The following is a 19,200-nucleotide window of genomic DNA, read 5'->3' as shown; positions in this document are numbered from 1 at the left end:
ATGGCAGACAAGGAAAAAAAAGAAAAGGCAAAGGAAAGTGAAGAGAAGCTCTCCGTTTGGAATACGTATCGAAAGGACGACAAGAAAAAGCTCGAACGTCTCGCGAAAGGCTATATCGACTTTATCTCCGACTGCAAGACGGAGCGTGAGAGTGCGGCAGAGGCAATCCGCCAGGCGGAGGCGGCGGGCTATCGCGACCTTGCCGCAATCATCAAAAAGGGCGAGACGTTAAAAGCGGGCGCAAAGGTCTACGCGCTCAACATGAAGAAGTCGCTTGCGCTTTTCCACGTCGGCACGGAGCCGCTCGCGCATGGCATGGCAATTCTCGGTGCACACATCGACACGTGCCGGCTCGACGTCAAGCAGAACCCGCTCTACGAGGACGGTGGGCTTGCCTACCTCGACACGCATTACTACGGCGGCATCAAAAAGTACCAGTGGGTCACAATCCCGCTCGCGATGCACGGCGTCGTCGTCCGAAAGGACGGCAGGGTCATCACGGTCAATATTGGCGAGGCGGCGGACGATCCCGTATTCTGCGTGACGGATCTTCTCATCCACCTCTCGCAGGAGCAGATGAAAAAGAACGCGGCAAAAGTCGTTGAAGGGGAGGACCTCGATATCCTCGTTGGCAACTATCCGCTCAAGAAGAAGGACAAGGAGTCCGTCAAGGCGGGCGTGCTCGCGCTCATCGAGGAGAAGTATGGCATCGAGGAAGAGGACTTCCTCTCGGCAGAGCTCGCACTTGTTCCCGCAGGACGCGCGCGTGAGCTCGGATTTGACCGCAGCATGATTTTAGGCTACGGACAGGACGACCGCGTCTGTTCCTACACATCGCTTCGCGCGATGCTCGAAATGGAAGCGACACCGAAGAAGACGGCGTGCTGCCTGCTCGTCGATAAGGAGGAAATTGGAAGCGTCGGGGCGACAGGCATGCAGTCGCGCTTCTTCGAGAATGCCGTCGCCGAAATTTTGGCGGCGCTTGGTGAAGGAGGCGATCTCACGCTGCGCCGTGCGCTCGCAAACTCGAAGATGCTCTCCTCTGACGTGTCGAGTGCCTACGATGCGCTCTACGCGAGCGCCTACGACAAGAAGAATGTCGCCTATCTCGGACGCGGCATGGTCTTCAATAAGTTCACGGGTTCGCGCGGCAAGTCTGGCTCGAACGATGCGAATGCGGAATACCTCGGTGAGATTCGCCGCATTATGGAAGCGCATGGCGTCCGCTTCCAACTCGCGGAGCTCGGCAAAGTCGACCTCGGAGGCGGCGGCACGATTGCCTACATCATGAGCCTTTACGGCATGCAGGTCATCGACAGCGGCGTCGGCGTCCTCTCGATGCATGCGCCATGGGAGACAACGAGCAAGGTTGACGTCTACGAGACGTTCAAGGGCTATAAGGCGTTCCTAGCGGAAGCGTGACGATTCGTTTTATCCTACAAGAAAAGGCACTCTCATGGGGAAGAGTGCCTTTTCTGTGTTTGGCGTAATGCCCGATTCCAAGCGCATCGCGCATCACGTTTCGACTGCCGTTTCGAGTGCGATCCGGATCATGTCGCAGAACGTGTTCTGGCGTTCCTCTGCCGTGCAGCCTTCGCCTGTCAGCAAATGATCGCTGGCGGTGAAAATCGCGAGCGCCTGTACATGGAACTGGGCCGCGATCGTGTAGAGCGCGGCGGCTTCCATCTCGACGCCGAGGATGCCGTATTTCGTGAGCTTTTCGTTGTCGATTTCTTCATCGTAGAAGCGATCGACGGAGATGATGTTGCCGACCTTGACGGGGAGCGAGAGGCGGCGTGCATTTGAGACCGCCCTTTCGAGAAGCGAATAGTCTGCGATTGGCGCAAAGTTGATCGATGGCCCGAAAATGTTGCGGAGAATGGCGGAATCCGTCGTCGCCGCCTGGGCGATGAGCACATCGCGGAGCTTTACGTCCTTGTGCATTGCGCCGCATGTTCCGACGCGGAAGAGCTTTTTGACGCCGTAGGTTGCGATGAGTTCATGGATGTAAATCGAGATCGACGGAATGCCCATGCCCGTGCCCTGCACGGAGACGGGAACGCCCTTGTACGTGCCCGTGTAGCCAAGAATGTTGCGGATGCTGGTGTACTGTTTCGCATTTTCGAGGAAATGTTCAGCGATGAATTTCGCGCGGAGCGGGTCGCCCGGCAGGAGGATGCGCTCGGCGATATCGCCCGGCTCTGCAGCAATGTGCGGTGTGCTCATGCGGATACTTCCTTTCCTTATGAAAATGAAGAGCAGAAAACGATGCAATTTTATTATACCATGGAATCAGGATTTTCTGTCAAGGTATCGGGAAAGGGCGGGAACAATGGTTTTTGCAAGGATGAGAAAGAGCGCGAGATTCAGCGCGCCCTCGGCTAAAAGGCCGGGCGTGGAGGCAAGCCCCACCGCCAAGCTCCCGTAAAGGAGCGCTCCTGCGAGCGTGTAACCTGCCGCCATGACGAGCATGGAGAGTGCGCCGCCGAGCAGGAGCCGCGGGAAGGATCTGCCTGCGCAGAAGGGGTGCGCGGTCAAAACGATTGCGCTCTTTATGAGGAGCGTCGGCACGCACCAAATCGCAAAACCCGTGAAGAAATCCGCGAGCATCGAGCCGATCGAGGCGGCGAGGACGGCGTTTCGCCGGTTTAGGAAGAGCACGGCGAGAAGAATGACGCAGTCGCCAAGATGAGCGTAGCCAAGCGGAATTGGAATCTGGATGACCATGGTTGCGATGCAGGTGAGTGCCATGAGCACAGCCGTCATGCAGAGTGAGTATGTCTTGTCCTTTGACACGGGAAATCCCCCCTTGATTTGAAACCCGTGAAATCCAATAGGCTAGAATACAACTATTATAAGTAGGAAAAAGTCGATTGTCAATGCGTCCGTTTTGTTGTATGATAATATGTGAGAATCTATAGACAGCCTATGGTCTATGCCATAAAATGATAGGCAAGCAGGGAGGTCATCGTATGGGAGAGCCGCACGTCCATAGCCACACACAGACAAAGGCGGTACTGAACCGCATGGCGCGTCTTATCGGGCATCTTGAATCTGTGAAGCGCATGGTTGAATCGGGGCGCGACTGCAGCGAGGTCCTCATCCAGCTGTCTGCGGTGGACAGTGCCCTGAAAGGTGTCAGCCGTATTATTCTGAAGGATCATTTGGAGCATTGCATGGTCGATGCCGTGAAGGAGAACGACATGCATGCGCTGGAGCAGTTCAACGAAGCGATTGATCGGTTTTTGAAGTAAAAGAGCAGGGGATAGGAGAACGGTATGGCACAGAATCGAATCGTAATCAGCGAGGTCATGATGCCGAGCCAGGCGAACCCGAACGGCAATGTCCACGGCGGCGAGATCATGAAGATCATGGACTCGGCAGCGTATGCGGCGGCGCGCAAGTACGCACGGTCAAATGTTGTAACGGCGCGCGTCGACGAGCTTGAATTCCACTCGCCGATCCTGATTGGCGACCTCGTGACATGCACGGCGGAGATCGTATTCGTTGGCCATAGTTCGATGGAGATTGCCGTTACCGTAGAGGTAGAGGATCTCGATCAGGAGGGCAGGCCGCAGCGTGCGCTTTCCGCTTACTTCACGATGGTCGCGCTCGACCGCAATTCGCGTCCAAAGTCCGTTCCGCCGCTTATCCTCGACACAGAGGATGCAAAGCGTGCATTCGAGGAAGGACGCCAGCGCTACGAAGCGCATAAGGCGCGCAAGAAGCAGCAGCAGGAAGAGGCGCACTTACGAGCCGCAGCCAAGAAGACGCTTCGCGAGCCGGAAGAGTGACAACATTACACCTGCTTGACAAAACGTTTTTACAAAATGCTTGCAAAAGACATTTTGCTGTGCTATCCTAGTATACATCAAAACGAAATGCGTTGCAGAGGAATAGTAGACCTTCCAAGTGCTTGCAGAGAGCTGTCGCTCGGTGAAAGACAGTGGCACGAGATGGACGAACTCGCCTTGAAGCAGCCCGCTGAACGTTCGTGAAGAAACGGGGCAAGTAAGCAGGGACGGAGCCTGACCGTTAGCGCAGGAGGACTTGATGGAGTCCGCAGAGGCATCAATCGATGCGAATTTGAGTGGTACCACGCAGAAGACCCTGCGTCTCATGGAGACGCGGGGCTTTTATATTTTGGGAGGTTTTCCTTATGATGCATTATCAGAAGTACAGCAAAGGCTATTACATGCCGCCGGAGATCGATCTTGAGTGGGCGAAGAAGGACGCACCCGACCATGCACCCGTATGGTGCAGCGTCGACCTGCGCGATGGAAATCAGTCGCTCGTCATTCCGATGAGCCTTGACGAAAAGCTCGAATTCTACAGGACGCTCTTAAAGGTTGGTTTCAAGGAAATCGAGGTCGGCTTTCCGGCTGCTTCTGATACGGAGTACGAATTCCTGCGCCGCCTCGTCGAGGACGATCTCATCCCTGACGACGTGACGATACAGGTGCTTACGCAGGCGCGCGAGCATATCATCCGCAAGACGTTTGACGCACTGAAGGGCGTCAAGAACGCCATCGTCCACGTCTATAACTCGACTTCTGTCGCACAGCGCGAGCAGGTCTTCAAGAAGTCGAAGGACGAGATCAAGCAGATGGCAGTCGATGGCGCGAAGCTCCTGCGGGAGCTGACCGAAGAAGCGGGTGCCGGCTACCGCTTCGAGTACTCGCCGGAATCCTTCACGGGCACGGAGCCGGAGTATGCGCTTGAAGTCTGCAACGCCGTTCTCGACGTCTGGAAGCCTACGCCAGACCGCAAGGCGATCATCAATCTGCCCGTGACCGTAGAGATGAGCTTGCCGCACGTCTACGGAATGCAGATTGCCTATATGAACAAGCACTTGAAGTACCGCGACGCCGTCTTGCTCTCTATCCATCCGCACAATGACCGCGGCTGCGGCGTCGCCGATACAGAGATGGGCATCCTCGCGGGTGCGGACCGCGTCGAGGGCACGCTCTTTGGGAACGGCGAGCGCACGGGCAACGTCGACATCATCACGGTCGCGATGAACCTCTTCGCGCTCGGCATCGATCCGAAGCTCGATTTCTCGAACATGCCGGCACTCTGCGAGATGTACGAACGCGTGACGCGCATGCACGTAAGCCCGCGGCAGCCGTATGCGGGCGAGCTCGTCTTTGCGGCATTTTCCGGCTCGCATCAGGACGCGATCGCAAAGGGCATGAAGTGGAAAGAGGAGAAAAACCCCGACAAGTGGACACTCCCGTATCTCTACATCGATCCCAAGGACGTCGGCCGTGAATACGACGGCGACGTCATCCGCATCAACAGCCAGTCCGGCAAGGGCGGTGTCGGCTTCATCATGGAGCAGAAGTACGGCATCGACATGCCGAAGAAGATGCGCGAGGACTTTGGCTACTGCGTCAAGGGCGTGTCCGACCACAAGCACAAGGAACTCATGCCGGACGAGCTCTATCAGATCTTCCAGCGGGAGTACGTCAACGTCGACACGCCGTACAAGCTCGATGACTTCTTGCTCAAAAAGGAACCGGACGGCTCGCGCAAGGGAACGGTCGATATTTTCGTCAACGGCAAGCAAAGGACTTTTGTCGCAAAAGGAAATGGACGTCTCGATGCCGTATCGAACGCCTTGCAGGAAAACCTCGGCATCTCCTACAAGGATCTGACTTACAGTGAGCATGCGCTTGAGCTCGGACAGTCGAGCCGCGCGATCGCCTATATCGGAATCGTCGCGGAAGGCGGTCACGTGACGTGGGGCGCCGGCATGGATACCGATATCATTACAGCGTCGATTCAGGCACTCGTGAGTGCGATTGACCGCATGCAGATGGGAAAATGATCGTCTGGCACCATTTGTGGCCGTGCAGGAAATGGAGATTTAATTTATTCGATAGGCAGGATTTTACTCCTGCTTCACGAAATTAAATATTCGTTATAGTGCGGTTTGCAGAATAGAAAGGATGTAGGCGATGAATAAGAAGGCTGAAGCATTCAAGCTTTATCTCGAGGGAAAAGAAATCGATTCGTTTGCGGTGGAAGAAGTGAAGGACGATGAGCAGGGGACAGTCGTATTCCGCTCGCATGTCCTCGTCGAAGGGCAGCAGCTTCCGACCCTTGTCATTCTTGACAACAGCGTTTTTGCGATGATGCGCGTCCAAATTTCGCCGAAGGCGCAGACGGAAGAAAACGAGCTTGCCGTCCTGAAGCTCGCAAACGAGCAGAACAAGAAGTTCAAGCCGTTCAAGCTTTACTTCGATGCAGAGGGCTCGCTCATTCTTGACATCTGCATGCTCATGCCGGGCGAAGAGTTCCCGATGATTGGCGATGAGATTTACAGCATGTTTGACGTGCTCATCAATTTCCTCAACGAGAACTACCGTCCCATCATGAAGGAAATTTGGTAATCCTCTTGAAGAGAGCCCCCATCTCTAGTAGTATAGGGAAGGAACCTATGCGCCTAGGGATTGGGGCTCTTGTGATTTGGGGGTGTGCTATGGAACGTATGAAACAAGCGGGAAAAGCGGTTTTTTTTGACATAGACGGGACGTTGATCAATATTAAGAACGGTTGGACACAGATCCGCCCTGCCGTTCGTACGGAGATCAAGCGCCTGCGCGAGGCGGGGTACCATACCTTTATTGCGAGCGGGCGTCCGTACGCCTACCTCGATCCGAAGATTGCGGATTCGAAATTATTTGATGGGTTTGTGCTGATGAATGGTGCGGCAGTCATGATGGGCCATGCGGTCATTTACGATGATCCGCTCCCGAAGGAACTCGTGCAGGAGATCGTTGCGCTCTCGGAGGAAAATGGCATCGAGTATATCTTGGAAGGGCTGCATGATGTCTATCTAAGGCCTGAGTTCAAAGCGACGGAGCAGTTTTACCGCGATATTGATGTCAATGTGAGAGGCTTCGTTCGCGACTATGACCTCGCGCATGTCGATGCGTACAAGATCGAATTTTACGCGCGTGATCCGGGTGGGAACGGCGTCTACGAGCACTTGCTGAAGAAGCCGGAGCTCACAGGGCTGATGGATCCTTATCATAAGGAAAATATGGAGCTTTACGCGAGTTCCATTTCAAAGGGAACGGGAATCTGCCATACGCTCGACTATCTTGGCATACCGCGCACGGAAAGCTACGCGTTTGGCGATGGGCTGAACGACATGGAAATGATGGAGACGGTTGGCATGGGGCTCGTCATGGAAAATGCGCGGCCACAGCTAAAGGAAAAGGCCTCGCACATCCTTCCTTCGGTCGATGAAGACGGCGTGGCATTCGGCATCAGACGGTATATTCTAGGGGAGGAATAAGATGCGAAATCGAATCGTCATGCTGATCAGCGCCGTGATGCTCGCTGTCACGCTTCTTGCGGGCTGTGGAGGCGGTGCGGCGACTACGGGGGGCGGCGCGGGCGGAAGCGGTGCGAAGACCGCCGCAAACGGCAGTGCGGTCAAGATCCGAATGCTCGACGTTGGGCAAGGGGATGCCATCCTGGTTCAGACGCCCGAGCAGACGGTGCTCATTGACACGGGTGATGTTGACGAGCGCGACAAGCTGAAAGCGGAGCTGCTAAAAGCAGACGTCAAGAAGATTGACAAAGTCATCTTGACGCATCCGCATGCTGACCATATCGGCGGGATGGACGTCGTCCTGAAGGATTACGAAGTCGGGGCGGTTTACGATAATGGCATGCCTTCGACATCGAAGCTCTACATCGGCTACATGAAGCAGCTCAAAGCAAAAAAAATCAAGCATGAAATGCTGAAGGCGGGCGACAAGCTCGATTTTGGCAGCGGCGTTGCGTTCGAGGTGTTCTACCCGACGGAAGCGCTTCAAAAGAGAGGACAGCAAAAAGGGTACAAGCACGATCCGAACAATGAGTCTGTCGTCGGACGTCTCGTCTATGGCAAGTTTTCGATGCTCTTTACGGGTGATGCGGAAAAGCCTGTGGAAGAAGAGATGTTGCAGGCGAACGATCCCGTGAAAAGCACGATCCTGAAGGCACCGCATCACGGCAGTTCGACGAGCGCGACGCCTGCCTACCTCAAAGCCGTTTGGCCGGAAGCCGTTCTCATCTCCTGCGGTGTGAATAATGATTATGGCCATCCGCATACGGACGTGCTCGCACGTTGCCGCGGAGAGAGCACGTTCGTGGACCGGAAGACGGGCAAGACGAAAAAGACGGCCTTAGTCAAAAATGAAAAGGGGGATGTCCTTGCCGCCAAGACGTATGAAACGGATAAGGACGGCACGATCACGGTGACAACGGATGGGAAGACGTATCAGATTGAGACAGGAGGCAAGGAAAAGTGATTTCCGCATACATTGATCGCTTTGAAGAGGATGTTGCAGTCCTATTGCTCGGCGATGAAATGAAAACGCTCCATTTCCCAAAGGCGTATTTGCCCGACGGGCTCCATGAGGGCGACTATATCACGATGGACATTCGTTTCGATCCGGAAACGACGGAAAAGGCAGAGCAGGAAGCGCTCGACCTTTTGAAAGACTAGGAGGAACTGTGTTGTTGCAAGAAGCATTGTTTCGATGGGGGCGCGCTGCTGTCCTGCTCGTGCTTGCCGTTTGCCTGCTTCCTTTCGGCACGAGGGCAGAGGCTGCCGCAAGGCACACGCTGAATTATTTTCAGACCGCGGAGGTTACGGTAAACGGCCGGAATGCACTGCGCATCGAGATCGGCATGACGGGAAGCTCCGATCTCGACTACGCAGTAACGGAGTACGAAGGCGTTCGCCGGCAGCTCGCCATAACGGTGCAAAAGACGCAAATTGGCGAAATCGAGCCAGATATTCCGCTTCCCGAAAAGTACGCGAGCCGCATGCGGATCAAGGATCGCGGCAGCGACACGCTGCAGTTCGTCATGGATCTATCGCAGCCTGTATCCGGCAGCTACGCCATTCATGAAGAGAAGGCGGAGCGCAGATCGCACAAGCCGCACCGACTTGTCATCGACATCTTCGAGCCGGTCGTGAGGGCGCCGCAGGCAGAGGGAGCCAAAGGACATACCATCGTCCTCGATCCCGGACACGGCGGCAGTGACAGCGGTGCTGTCGGGCCATCGGGCGTGACCGAGGCAAGTGTGACGCTCGCCGTTTCTGAGAAAGTAAAAAATCTCTTGGAAGCGAGCGGTGCAAATGTCATTATGACGCGCGATGCGGATGTCGATGTCTGCGGGCCAAATGCATCGGCAGATGCGGAACTTCAGGCGCGCGTCAATGTTGGAGCCGCCGCTCCTGGCGCTGAGATATTCATCTCCATTCACTGCAATGCATTCAGCAGTTCGAGCGCGCATGGGACAGAAGCTTACTATTACACCTATGGCGGAACGGCCGCCGAGCATCTCGCGACGGTGCTCAATGAGGAGATTGTTGCGGCGACAGGGCTATCGAACCGCGGCGTCAAGACGGCAAATTTCTACGTCATGAAACACGCGCCGATGCCGGCATCGCTTGTCGAGCTTGCTTTCGTCACGAATGACAGGGAAGAGAGCCTGCTCGCTGACGACACATTCCAGGAAACGCTGGCGAAAGCAATCGCGCGCGCGATTGGCCGTTACTTTACGGAGGGGGAATAACCGATGAAACGCAATATGAGATGCCTTTTCCTGGTCATGATGATGCTTTCCCTGCTCGTCATGTCTGGCTGCGACCCGAAGAATGAAACGGGTGGAAGCAGCGCGGGTTCCTCGTCCGCCTCACTTGCTGGCAGCAGTCCCAGCTCCTCCGGCAATGCAGCGAAAAGCAGCTCTGCTGCCGCGGGAAAAGATGAAAAGCTGACGATCAAGGTCTACTATCCGAATGAAGATGGCACGAAACTTCTCGCTTCTACGCGCAGCGTGAGGCTTGATGGCAAGGATAAGTACACGGCGGCGATGGAATCGCTCATGCAGGGCGCAACGGACAAGGGGCAGGTGACGATCATCCCAAAGCAGGCGAAACTCAGGAGCGTCAAAGTGTCGGACGGCGTCGCAAAGGTCGATCTCACGCAGGCACTGCGGAAGAATTTCGTCGGAGGCTCGACGGGGGAAGAGATGCTTGTCGGATCCATTGCCGATACCTTGACGGAGTTTGCCGAAGTGAAGAAAGTGCAGATCCTCATCGAGGGAAAGCCCATTGAATCCCTTTCAGGGCACATGGATCTCAGCGAACCGATTGGTCGCATGGAGAGCCTGCTGCAGTAATTCCAACAGTGTGGGGCAAAGATGGTTTTGGCAACCGGGTTCCGATGGCAGGATCGGATGGGCTTGCCTCTTTGCTTGAAACGCGCGGGATGGCTTGTCTTTCCGCGCGTTTTGTGATACAATATATTCTGAATGGCGTATGCCCTTGTGCTTGGGGATGCCAATTTTAAGAACGATCATACAGGAGGTCATTTCGTACCATGAAAGTTACGGCAGAACACGGTGAAAATCAGCAGGTTACGCTGACGATTGAGGTTGAGGCAGCGGAGCTCGGAAAGGCAGTGGAGCGTGCTGCGAAACAGTTGGCGGGCCGCGTGAATATTCCCGGCTTCCGCAGGGGCAAGGCACCGCGCAAGATTGTGGAGCGCCACGTTGGCAGGGACGCGCTCATGCAGGAAGCGTTTGACCTCATCGCACCGAAGGCTTTCGGCGAGGCGTTGGATGACCAGAAGATCGAGCCGGTGACGCGACCTGATATCGATATCATCACGCTTGAAGAGGGCAAGGATCTCGTGTTCAAGGCAGCGGTTACGCCGCGCCCTGAGGTCCATCTCGGCGAGTACAAGGGGATTTCTGTCCCAAAGGAAGAAGCAAAGGTTACGGATGAGGAGGTAGAGCAGCGGCTCAAGACGTTCCAGGATCGTCAGAGCACGATGGTGGACGTGCCTGAAGGAGCCGCTGTTGAAAACGGCGACTTCACGACGCTTGACTTCAAAGGATTGGTTGACGGTAAGCCGTTCGAGGGCGGTGAGGGCAAGGACTACCCGCTTCAGATCGGGTCGGGCAGCTTCATCCCGGGCTTTGAAGATCAGCTTGTCGGCGCGAGGGTCGGCGAGGAAAGGGACGTGAGTGTCACGTTTCCTGAAGATTACCACACGGCTGCACTCGCAGGAAAGCCGGCTGTGTTCAAGTGCACGGTTCGCAGCATCAAGCGCAAGGAGCTTCCAGCGCTCGATGACGCGCTTGCCAAAAAGGTCAGCAAGTTCGGGACGCTCGACGAGCTTCGTGCCGATGTCCGCAAGAACATGGAAGAAGCGGCGGAGCGCAAGGCGGAGAACGACCAAAAGACGGCTGCTATCGACAAGGCGACGGAAAACGTCACGGTCGATATTCCGCCTGTCATGGTGGAAAACCGCGTGTCGAGCATGATTCAGGAAATGGCAATGCGCCTTGAGCAGCAGGGCATGAAGTTCGAGCGGTACCTCCAGTATGCGAATACGGATATTCAGAAGCTGCGCGAGCAGTACCGCGAGGCGGCAGAGAAGAATGTCCGCACGGATCTCATGCTCGAAGAAGTCGCAAAGGCGGAAAACATCAAGGTCGAGGCGGCAGACCTCGACGCCGAAGTCGCCGGCATGGCGGCCGCATACGGTGCAACGCCGCACCAGGTTCAGAAGATTATCAAGGAACAGGGACGGGTTGGCGACTTGGCGGCGACTGTGCTCCGCAAGAAGACGGCGCAGTTCATCATCGACAATATCGCAAAGTGACCCTGCTTGTTATGGGGAGTAAACCAAATATGAGTAATATGAGTTATGTACCAATGGTCGTCGAGCAGTCGAGCCGCGGGGAACGCGCGTACGATATCTACTCGCGTCTGCTGAAGGATCGCATCATCTTTTTAGGCGGTCCGATCGATGACAATGTGGCGAATGTTGTCGTCGCGCAGCTCCTGTTCCTGGAATCGGAGGATCCGGACAAGGACATCCATCTCTACATCAACAGTCCGGGCGGCGTCGTGACGGCAGGTTTCGCCATCTACGACACGATGCAGTACATCAAGCCGGACGTCTCGACGATCTGCATCGGTCAAGCGGCGAGCATGGGCTCGCTGCTTCTGACGTCGGGGGCAAAGGGAAAGCGCTACGCGCTCCCCCATGCGCGCATCATGATCCATCAGCCTCTCGGCGGCGCGCAGGGCCAGTCGACAGACATTCAGATCCAGGCGCGCGAGATCCAGCGCCTCCGCGAAGTCATCAACGACATTCTCGTCAAGACGACGGGAAAGGACGAGAAGACGATCAATGCAGACACCGAGCGCGACAACTTCATGACGGCGGAGGAAGCAAAGGCTTACGGGCTTGTCGACGAAGTCATCGTGCGTCCGAAGAAGGGCAAGAAAGACGCAAAGGGCTAAAGGGGTGATGCGGCCATGTTGAAGTTTGGGGATGAGAAAGGGCAGCTCAAATGCTCGTTTTGCGGAAAGACACAGGAACAGGTCCGCAAACTCGTGGCAGGCCCCGGCGTCTATATTTGCGACGAGTGTATCTCGCTTTGCAATGAGATCATCGAGGAGGAGCTCAGCGATGATGTCGAAATCGATCTCAAGGACGTACCGAAGCCGAAGGAGATTCGCGCGATTCTCGATGAATACATGATCGGGCAGGACGAGGCGAAGAAGACGCTTTCCGTCGCCGTCTATAATCACTACAAGCGGATCAACATGGGGCAAGGCGGCAAGAACGATGACGTCGAACTGCAAAAGTCGAATATCCTCATGATTGGACCTACGGGCAGCGGCAAGACGCTTCTCGCGCAGTCCCTCGCAAAGATACTGAATGTGCCGTTTGCCGTCGCAGACGCGACCTCGCTCACGGAGGCGGGCTACGTCGGCGAAGACGTCGAAAATATCCTTTTGAAGCTCATTCAGGCGGCGGATTACGATATCGAGAAGGCGGAGCGCGGCATTATCTACATCGATGAGATCGATAAAATTTCCCGCAAGTCGGAGAATCCGTCGATCACGCGCGATGTGTCGGGCGAAGGCGTTCAGCAGGCACTCCTCAAGATCCTTGAGGGCACGACGGCTTCGGTTCCGCCGCAGGGCGGGCGCAAGCATCCGCATCAGGAGCTTCTGCAGATCGATACGACGAATATCCTCTTTATATGCGGCGGTGCGTTCGACGGGCTCGAAAAGGTCATCGAGTCGCGCATCGGACAGCGTCAGCTCGGCTTTGGGGCAACGGTCAAATCGAAGCGCCAGCGCAACATCGGCGAGATCCTGCGCAAGGTTCTTCCCGAGGATCTGCTCAAGAACGGCTTGATACCCGAGTTCATCGGCCGCCTGCCTGTCGTCGTGACGCTCGACGCGCTCGACGAGGAAGCGCTCGTTTCCGTGCTCGTAGAGCCGAAGAACGCACTGGTCAAGCAGTACCAAAAGCTGCTTGAGATGGACGGCGTCAAGCTGCGCTTCGACGATGAGGCGCTGCGTCAGATTGCGAAAGAAGCGATGAAGCGCAAGACGGGGGCGCGCGGCCTTCGCTCCATCATTGAGGGCATCATGCGCAACGTCATGTACGATGTGCCTTCGATTGAGGGCGTGACCGAGTGCCACGTGACGAGGGACGTCGTGACGACGAAGAAAGAACCGCTCCTCACGATCGACAAGAAAGCGAAGAGCAAAAAGGAAGAAACGGCCTGACTGGCATAGGGAGGGCGTTGGGGGCGCTGCAATCGCAGCGCTTTTCCTATAAGGTGATAAAAAGGAGATACTATGGCAGAGACAAAGAAACTGCCCGTGCTGCCGCTTCGAGGCGTGGTCGTATTCCCATACATGCTCATCCACCTCGATGTAGGGCGTCCGCGTTCCATGGAAGCACTCGAAGCGGCGATGGTGCAGGACCGGGAAATCTTTTTGACGGCACAGCTCGATCCAGAGACCGAAGAGCCGGAGGAGAAGGATCTCTATCCCGTCGGCACGCTCGCTGAGATCCGGCAGCTCATCAAGCTGCCCGACGGATCGGTGCGCGTGCTTGTCGAGGGCAAGAAGCGTGCGCGCAAGCAGGCATTTACGGCACTGGAGCGCTACGATGAGGTTGAGGCAGAAATCTGTATCGATCCGATCGACGGCTCGATGGGCATGGAAGCGCTTACGCGCGCTGTCGTCCACGAGTTTGAGGAATGGGTGCGCCTCTCGAAAAAGATTCCAGCTGAAACGCTCATTTCCGTCGCGATTATCGACGACGCGGGCAGGCTTGCTGACCTAATCGCAAGCCATCTGAGCCTCAAGCTCGAAACGCGGCAGGAGCTCCTCGCGTGTATTGATGTGAGAAAGCGCCTTGAGAGGCTCTACGAAGTCGTTGCGCGCGAGCTGGAGATCCAAAAAGTCGAGCAGAAGATCGGCGTGCGCGTGCGCAAGCAGATGGAAAAGATCCAAAAGGACTACTACCTGCGCGAGCAGATCAAGGCAATCCGAAAGGAGCTCGGCGATGCTGAATCGACGGACAGCACGGCGTATCGGGAGCGGCTGGAAGCGGGGCGTTACCCAAAAGACGTTGAAAAGACAGTCGAAAAGGAACTGAAACGCCTTGAGGCGATGAACAGCATGAGCGCCGAAGTCGGTGTCATACGCAGCTACCTCGATTGGCTGCTCGATCTTCCATGGCTTGTGGAGACGGAGGACACGGAAGACATCACGGCGGCGAAGAAAATACTCGACAAGGATCACTACGGCCTAGAGAAGGTCAAGGACCGCATCCTGGACTACCTCGCCGTACATCAGCTCATCAGCGACCGCGCCGCTCCGATTCTCTGCCTCGTCGGCCCGCCCGGCGTCGGCAAGACGTCGCTCGCGGCATCGGTCGCGCGCGCGATGGGGCGCAAGTTCGTCCGCGCCTCGCTCGGTGGCGTGCGTGACGAGGCGGAGATCCGCGGGCATCGCCGCACCTATGTCGGCGCCATGCCGGGGCGCGTGCTCGAAGGCATCAAGAATGCCGGCTCGCGCAATCCCGTCTTTTTGCTCGACGAGGTCGACAAACTTGCGGCGGATTACCGCGGCGATCCGTCGGCAGCGCTCCTCGAAGTGCTCGATCCTGCGCAGAATGCGACGTTCAGTGACCATTACATCGAGCTGCCTTTCGACCTCAGCCGCGTGCTTTGGATCGTGACGGCGAACAGCCTCGGCGGCATCCCACGCCCCCTGCGCGACCGCATGGAAATCATCACGCTTTCGAGCTATACGGAATATGAGAAGCTGGAGATCGCAAAACGCTATCTCGTTGCGCGCCAACGAGAACAGAACGGTCTCACGGCAAAGGACATCCAGCTCGGTGCAGGGGTCATTCAGAAAATCATCCAGGAATATACGCGTGAGTCTGGCGTGCGCGAACTCGAACGTCTCATCGGACGCGTCTGCCGCAAGGCGGCACGCCGCATTGTCGAAAATGAGGATGCGCCGATTCGCGTGACGAAGAAGAATCTCAGCACGTTCCTTGACCGCGCGAAATTCTTAGAGAAGAAAGCGGAGAAAAAGCCGCAAGTGGGCGTCGTGACGGGGATGGCTTGGACGGAAGTCGGCGGCGATATCCTGCCAACCGAAGCGACGGTCTTAAAGGGAAAGGGGAAGCTCATCCTGACGGGACGCCTCGGTGATGTCATGCAGGAATCGGCACAGGCGGCGCTCTCCTATATCCGCAGCCGCACCGAAAAGCTCGGCCTTGCCGCTGACTTTTACGAGAAGGAAGATATCCACATTCATCTGCCGGAAGGTGCCGTGCCAAAGGACGGACCGTCGGCAGGGATCACCATGGCGACGGCAATGATCTCTGCACTCACAGGGTGCAAGGTGCGCCGTGACGTTGCGATGACGGGGGAGATCACGCTGCGCGGCAACGTCTTGCCGATCGGTGGGCTCAAGGAAAAGGTTCTTGCCGCCTATCGCGAAGGTATGAAGACCATTATCCTGCCGAAGGAGAACAAGCCCGACATCGAGGACATACCTGAGACTGTCCGCGAAAAGCTCGAATTCGTTCCCGTGGAGCACATGGATGAAGTACTGCGAATCGCATTGCTGCGATAAAAGACGAGGGAGATGAAAGTATGGCAGAGAAGGAGCGCGTGATTATCACGCAAGGGCAGTACATCGCCTCTGCGGTCAAAAAGGAGCAGTACCCGGAAAAGGAACTGCCGGAAATCGTCTGCATCGGCCGATCAAACGTCGGCAAGTCCTCGCTCATCAACAGCCTGACGCGCGTCAAGGGGCTTGCACGTGTCTCCTCGCAGCCAGGCAAGACGCAGACGATCAACTTCTATGAGCTCGGCGTCAGGATTGCGGACGTCAAAGACCGTAAATCGTTCTACCTCGTTGACCTGCCGGGCTACGGCTACGCCAAGACGGGAAAAGGGAACCGCAAGATATGGGCGAAATTCATCGAGGAGTATCTCACGACATCACCTCGTCTTCAGTTTGTCTGCCAGCTCATCGACATTCGTCATGAGCCGATGGTATCCGATGTTGGGATGTTCCGTTGGCTCGTCGAGCGCGGCATTCCTGTCCTCGTCGTTGCAACGAAGGCGGACAAGATTGGCAAAAATGCGCAAAACAGGCAAATTTCTATCATGCGCAAAGTGTTCGGCATAGCGGAGCTATCCATACTGCCGTATTCATCTCTGAAAAATGAAGGCCGTTCCGATTTGCTTGACGTCATAGGAGATACTTTGATACAATGCTAAAAGTGAAATGTGAACGCAATTCATAATCGTTGTGTTTCGGAATCACGGATAAATTCAGCCGTGCTTCCTTTAGCATCGCATCAGAGGAGTGACCGTGCATGATGGAATTGACCGCTTTTGACAAGGCGCTGCTGAACCTCTTGCAGGGAAGCTTGCCGATCGGCAAGCTTCCGTTTGCCAAGATGGCAGAGGAACTTGGGACAGACGAGGAGCGCGTCATATCGCGTCTGCGACTGCTGAAAGACGAGGGCTGCCTGCGCCGTATCGGCACGTTCTTCGACTCCAACCGCCTCGGCTATGGCGGAACGCTTGTCGCCCTGCGCGTAGCGGAGGGAAAAGTCGCGTCTGTCGCGGAGGCGGTCAACCGCTATCCGGGCGTTACGCACAATTACGAACGCGAGGGCAAGTTCAATCTTTGGTTTACGCTTCTGACCCCAAATCTCGAAACGGAGAAGGAAATTCTCAGCGAGGTCGAAGCCCTGCCGGGCGTCGAACGTCTTCTGAATCTAAAGACGACGAAAAAGTACAAGATCAATGTGCAGTTCCAACTTTCGTAATTGTGCCTGTTCAGGAAGAAGCATAGATGGGAAAGGAAGCGCAATATGGCAGAACAAACTGCAATATCCGAGCTCGACAAGAGGATTATCCGCATCCTTCAGCGGGATTTTCCGCTCGTTGCAGAGCCGTACAAGCAGATGGCAGAAGAGGCTGGCGTGAGCGTTGACGACTTCGTCGCCCGCGTGCAGGCGATGCGCGAGGAGAAAAAGATCCGCAAGATGGGCGCTGTCCTGCGCCACCGCGAAGTCGGATTCAAGGCAAATGTGCTCGCGGCTTGGGAAGTGCCGGCAGAGCGTCTCGACGCGATCGCACGCGAGATGGCAAAATGTCCGCGCGTCTCGCATTGCTACGACCGCACGACGGCGCCCGGCTGGCCGTACAATCTCTACACGATGATTCACGGACAGAGCCGGAAAGAGTGTGAGGCCATCGCAGTCGATCTCGCCGAGAAGACAGGCGCATCGAAGCCGGTCATGCTCTACACCAAAAAAGAATGGAAAAAGACGTCCATGCGTTATTTCATGGAATAAGAAAATGGCGGAAACGAGTCTGGGAAGGGTTCGTTTCCGCCATTTTCCGCGATTTACCAAAGTCCGATCAGATGCCACCATGCACTTCCGATTCCGAGCCAAATGATGAGATTGACGGTAACGAGAATAAAGCCAAGCTGCCACCATTTCCCCTGCGAGACGTAACCTGCGCCGTAAAGTATGGGAGCTGCACCTCCGCCGTAATGCGTCAGCGGAATCATAATATTGCTCAGTGCGGCAAATGCGATTGCGGCAAGGAGCGGAGGGGTTCCGACGACGACGGAGACCGACAGGAATGCTGCATACATCGCGCCGATGTGCGCGGATACGCTTGCAAAAGCGTAATGCGAATACACATAAATCAACACGAGAAGGATAAACGCGGCAAGCCAACTGAATCCAGTGCCTTGAATTGCGGATCCTGCCATATTGGCGACAATCTTTATGAAACCCGATTTTGCCAATGCGCCCGCTAATGCGATCAGCGAGCCCATCCAGAACATGGTGTTCCATGCGCCTTTTTCCTCCAAGACATCCTTCCAATCCAAAACGTTGGTCAGGAGGAGAATGATGACCGCCAACATGCCGACGCCAGTAGCATTCATGTGGGTAAGAGAAGATGTGGCCCATAGTGCGAGTGCGCCGATAAAGACGAATGCGACGATCCTTTCGAGATACGTCAGAGGACCCATTTCTTGGAGCTTTTCTACGGCCATCTGCCTCGCATGTGGCATGTACTTGATTTCCGGCGGGAAAAGCTTGTAGAGCAAGACCGGCATGATGAGAAGGGATAGAAGACCAGGCACGATGCAGGCAAGTGCCCAATCGCCCCATGTGATTTCGATGCCGATCGTTTTCGCGGCGAGTTCCACTGCCATGGGATTTCCCGCCATTGCCGTCATGAACATGGCGCAGGTAATGGCATTTGCCTGGTATTCGATCTGCATGATATACGCACCGAATTTACGGGCGGTGTCGCCGGGCTCTGAGCCGAGCGCGGAGGAAAGGCTCTTGATGATGGGGTAAATGATTCCACCTGCCCGCGCCGTACTGGACGGCGTAGCAGGAGAAATCACGAAATCGGTGAGCGTGATCGCGTAACCGAGCATCAAGGAGGATTTTCCGATTGCCTTGATGATCAGATACGCGATGCGATTGCCGAGCCCGCTTTTGATAAAGGCACGGGAGAGCAGGAATGCGCAGATGATGAGCCATATCGTGCTATTCCCATAGCCGGAAATCGCGGTGCTCACGCTGATGACGCCGGTCAGAGAGGCTATCGTGACGCCGGCAAAGGCAACTGCGCCAATTGGGATAGGCTGCAGGATGAAGCCTGCAATCGTAGCAGCAAAAATCGCAAACAGATGCCAGGCGACATCGCTGATTTCTGACGGGTGCGGGCATAGCCAAATCAAGACGCCCAACAGAACGGTCATGAGCAATTTTTTCTTTTGGGCATGATCCATAGGGT

At 55.8% G+C, this 19,200-nt stretch carries 20 protein-coding genes and 1 other annotated feature; of the genes, 17 read left to right on the top strand and 3 right to left on the bottom strand.

Annotated elements, in window-relative coordinates; genetic code table 11:
• Complete coding sequence (locus tag HMPREF1985_RS08280; protein WP_021772140.1) at positions 1–1,422, top strand: aminopeptidase; 1,422 nt, start codon at positions 1–3, stop codon at positions 1,420–1,422.
• 93 nt (positions 1,423–1,515) lie between these two features.
• On the opposite strand, the gene deoD is transcribed toward HMPREF1985_RS08280, so the two are convergent.
• Both deoD and HMPREF1985_RS08270 read right to left on the bottom strand, forming a co-directional pair.
• Positions 1,516–2,226, bottom strand: coding sequence for a purine-nucleoside phosphorylase (gene deoD, locus HMPREF1985_RS08275; RefSeq protein WP_021772139.1), 711 nt, complete (start codon positions 2,224–2,226; stop codon positions 1,516–1,518).
• A 66-nt stretch (positions 2,227–2,292) separates the two neighbouring features.
• Positions 2,293–2,796, bottom strand: a complete 504-nt coding sequence (locus HMPREF1985_RS08270; protein ID WP_040637495.1) for an ECF transporter S component — start codon at positions 2,794–2,796, stop codon at positions 2,293–2,295.
• 176 nt (positions 2,797–2,972) lie between these two features.
• Between HMPREF1985_RS08270 and HMPREF1985_RS08265 the strand changes: the two genes are divergently transcribed.
• The 16 genes from HMPREF1985_RS08265 to HMPREF1985_RS08190 all read left to right on the top strand — a co-directional run bounded on the left by HMPREF1985_RS08265 (position 2,973) and on the right by HMPREF1985_RS08190 (position 17,729).
• Positions 2,973–3,254: a metal-sensing transcriptional repressor gene (locus HMPREF1985_RS08265; protein ID WP_196805383.1), complete on the top strand. Its 282-nt coding sequence runs from the start codon at positions 2,973–2,975 to the stop codon at positions 3,252–3,254.
• A gap of 24 nt (positions 3,255–3,278) precedes the next feature.
• Positions 3,279–3,794 carry an acyl-CoA thioesterase gene (locus tag HMPREF1985_RS08260; protein WP_021772136.1) on the top strand — a complete coding sequence of 172 codons (516 nt, stop codon included), beginning with the start codon at positions 3,279–3,281 and terminating at the stop codon, positions 3,792–3,794.
• 83 nt (positions 3,795–3,877) lie between these two features.
• Positions 3,878–4,123, top strand: a binding site (T-box leader).
• A 39-nt stretch (positions 4,124–4,162) separates the two neighbouring features.
• Positions 4,163–5,830 (top strand): 2-isopropylmalate synthase, encoded by a 1,668-nt coding sequence (locus HMPREF1985_RS08255; protein ID WP_040637531.1) that lies wholly within the window; start codon positions 4,163–4,165, stop codon positions 5,828–5,830.
• Positions 5,831–5,960: 130 nt separating this feature from the next.
• Entirely contained in the window at positions 5,961–6,395 is a 435-nt protein-coding gene (locus HMPREF1985_RS08250) for a hypothetical protein (RefSeq protein WP_021772134.1), read from the top strand.
• A gap of 89 nt (positions 6,396–6,484) precedes the next feature.
• Complete coding sequence (locus HMPREF1985_RS08245) at positions 6,485–7,306, top strand: HAD family hydrolase (protein WP_040637494.1); 822 nt, start codon at positions 6,485–6,487, stop codon at positions 7,304–7,306.
• Between the two features lies 1 nt (position 7,307).
• On the top strand, positions 7,308–8,309 hold the full coding sequence (locus HMPREF1985_RS08240; protein ID WP_040637493.1) for a ComEC/Rec2 family competence protein: 1,002 nt from the start codon (positions 7,308–7,310) through the stop codon (positions 8,307–8,309).
• The gene (locus HMPREF1985_RS08235; RefSeq protein WP_021772131.1) at positions 8,306–8,506 is read left to right on the top strand and encodes a DUF3006 domain-containing protein; all 201 of its coding nucleotides are present in this window, start codon (positions 8,306–8,308) and stop codon (positions 8,504–8,506) included. The genes HMPREF1985_RS08240 and HMPREF1985_RS08235 overlap by 4 nt, the downstream gene beginning before the upstream one ends.
• An 11-nt stretch (positions 8,507–8,517) precedes the next feature.
• Positions 8,518–9,585, top strand: a complete 1,068-nt coding sequence (locus HMPREF1985_RS08230; RefSeq protein ID WP_231385188.1) for an N-acetylmuramoyl-L-alanine amidase family protein — start codon at positions 8,518–8,520, stop codon at positions 9,583–9,585.
• Between the two features lie 3 nt (positions 9,586–9,588).
• The gene (locus tag HMPREF1985_RS08225; RefSeq protein WP_021772129.1) at positions 9,589–10,191 is read left to right on the top strand and encodes a GerMN domain-containing protein; all 603 of its coding nucleotides are present in this window, start codon (positions 9,589–9,591) and stop codon (positions 10,189–10,191) included.
• Between the two features lie 200 nt (positions 10,192–10,391).
• Positions 10,392–11,681, top strand: a complete 1,290-nt coding sequence (tig, locus tag HMPREF1985_RS08220; RefSeq protein ID WP_021772127.1) for a trigger factor — start codon at positions 10,392–10,394, stop codon at positions 11,679–11,681.
• A gap of 38 nt (positions 11,682–11,719) precedes the next feature.
• Entirely contained in the window at positions 11,720–12,328 is a 609-nt protein-coding gene (gene clpP / locus HMPREF1985_RS08215) for an ATP-dependent Clp endopeptidase proteolytic subunit ClpP (protein WP_040637492.1), read from the top strand.
• 15 nt (positions 12,329–12,343) lie between these two features.
• Positions 12,344–13,612 carry an ATP-dependent Clp protease ATP-binding subunit ClpX gene (gene clpX / locus HMPREF1985_RS08210; RefSeq protein ID WP_021772125.1) on the top strand — a complete coding sequence of 423 codons (1,269 nt, stop codon included), beginning with the start codon at positions 12,344–12,346 and terminating at the stop codon, positions 13,610–13,612.
• Positions 13,613–13,684: 72 nt separating this feature from the next.
• Positions 13,685–15,988, top strand: a complete 2,304-nt coding sequence (gene lon, locus HMPREF1985_RS08205) for an endopeptidase La (protein WP_021772124.1) — start codon at positions 13,685–13,687, stop codon at positions 15,986–15,988.
• Positions 15,989–16,008: 20 nt separating this feature from the next.
• Positions 16,009–16,641 carry a ribosome biogenesis GTP-binding protein YihA/YsxC gene (gene yihA, locus HMPREF1985_RS08200; protein WP_021772123.1) on the top strand — a complete coding sequence of 211 codons (633 nt, stop codon included), beginning with the start codon at positions 16,009–16,011 and terminating at the stop codon, positions 16,639–16,641.
• 98 nt (positions 16,642–16,739) lie between these two features.
• Positions 16,740–17,198, top strand: a complete 459-nt coding sequence (locus tag HMPREF1985_RS08195) for a siroheme decarboxylase subunit alpha (RefSeq protein WP_021772122.1) — start codon at positions 16,740–16,742, stop codon at positions 17,196–17,198.
• A gap of 45 nt (positions 17,199–17,243) precedes the next feature.
• The gene (locus HMPREF1985_RS08190) at positions 17,244–17,729 is read left to right on the top strand and encodes a siroheme decarboxylase subunit beta (RefSeq protein WP_040637491.1); all 486 of its coding nucleotides are present in this window, start codon (positions 17,244–17,246) and stop codon (positions 17,727–17,729) included.
• Positions 17,730–17,782: 53 nt separating this feature from the next.
• On the opposite strand, the gene HMPREF1985_RS08185 is transcribed toward HMPREF1985_RS08190, so the two are convergent.
• A complete protein-coding gene (locus tag HMPREF1985_RS08185) occupies positions 17,783–19,195 on the bottom strand; it encodes an anion permease (RefSeq protein WP_021772120.1) in 1,413 nt (470 codons plus the stop codon).
• Between the last annotated feature and the right edge of the window lie 5 nt (positions 19,196–19,200).

Origin of the sequence: Mitsuokella sp. oral taxon 131 str. W9106 (assembly GCF_000469545.1) — a bacterium.
GTDB lineage: Bacteria > Bacillota > Negativicutes > Selenomonadales > Selenomonadaceae > AWVT01.
This window is presented reverse-complemented; position numbering and strand designations above follow the sequence as displayed.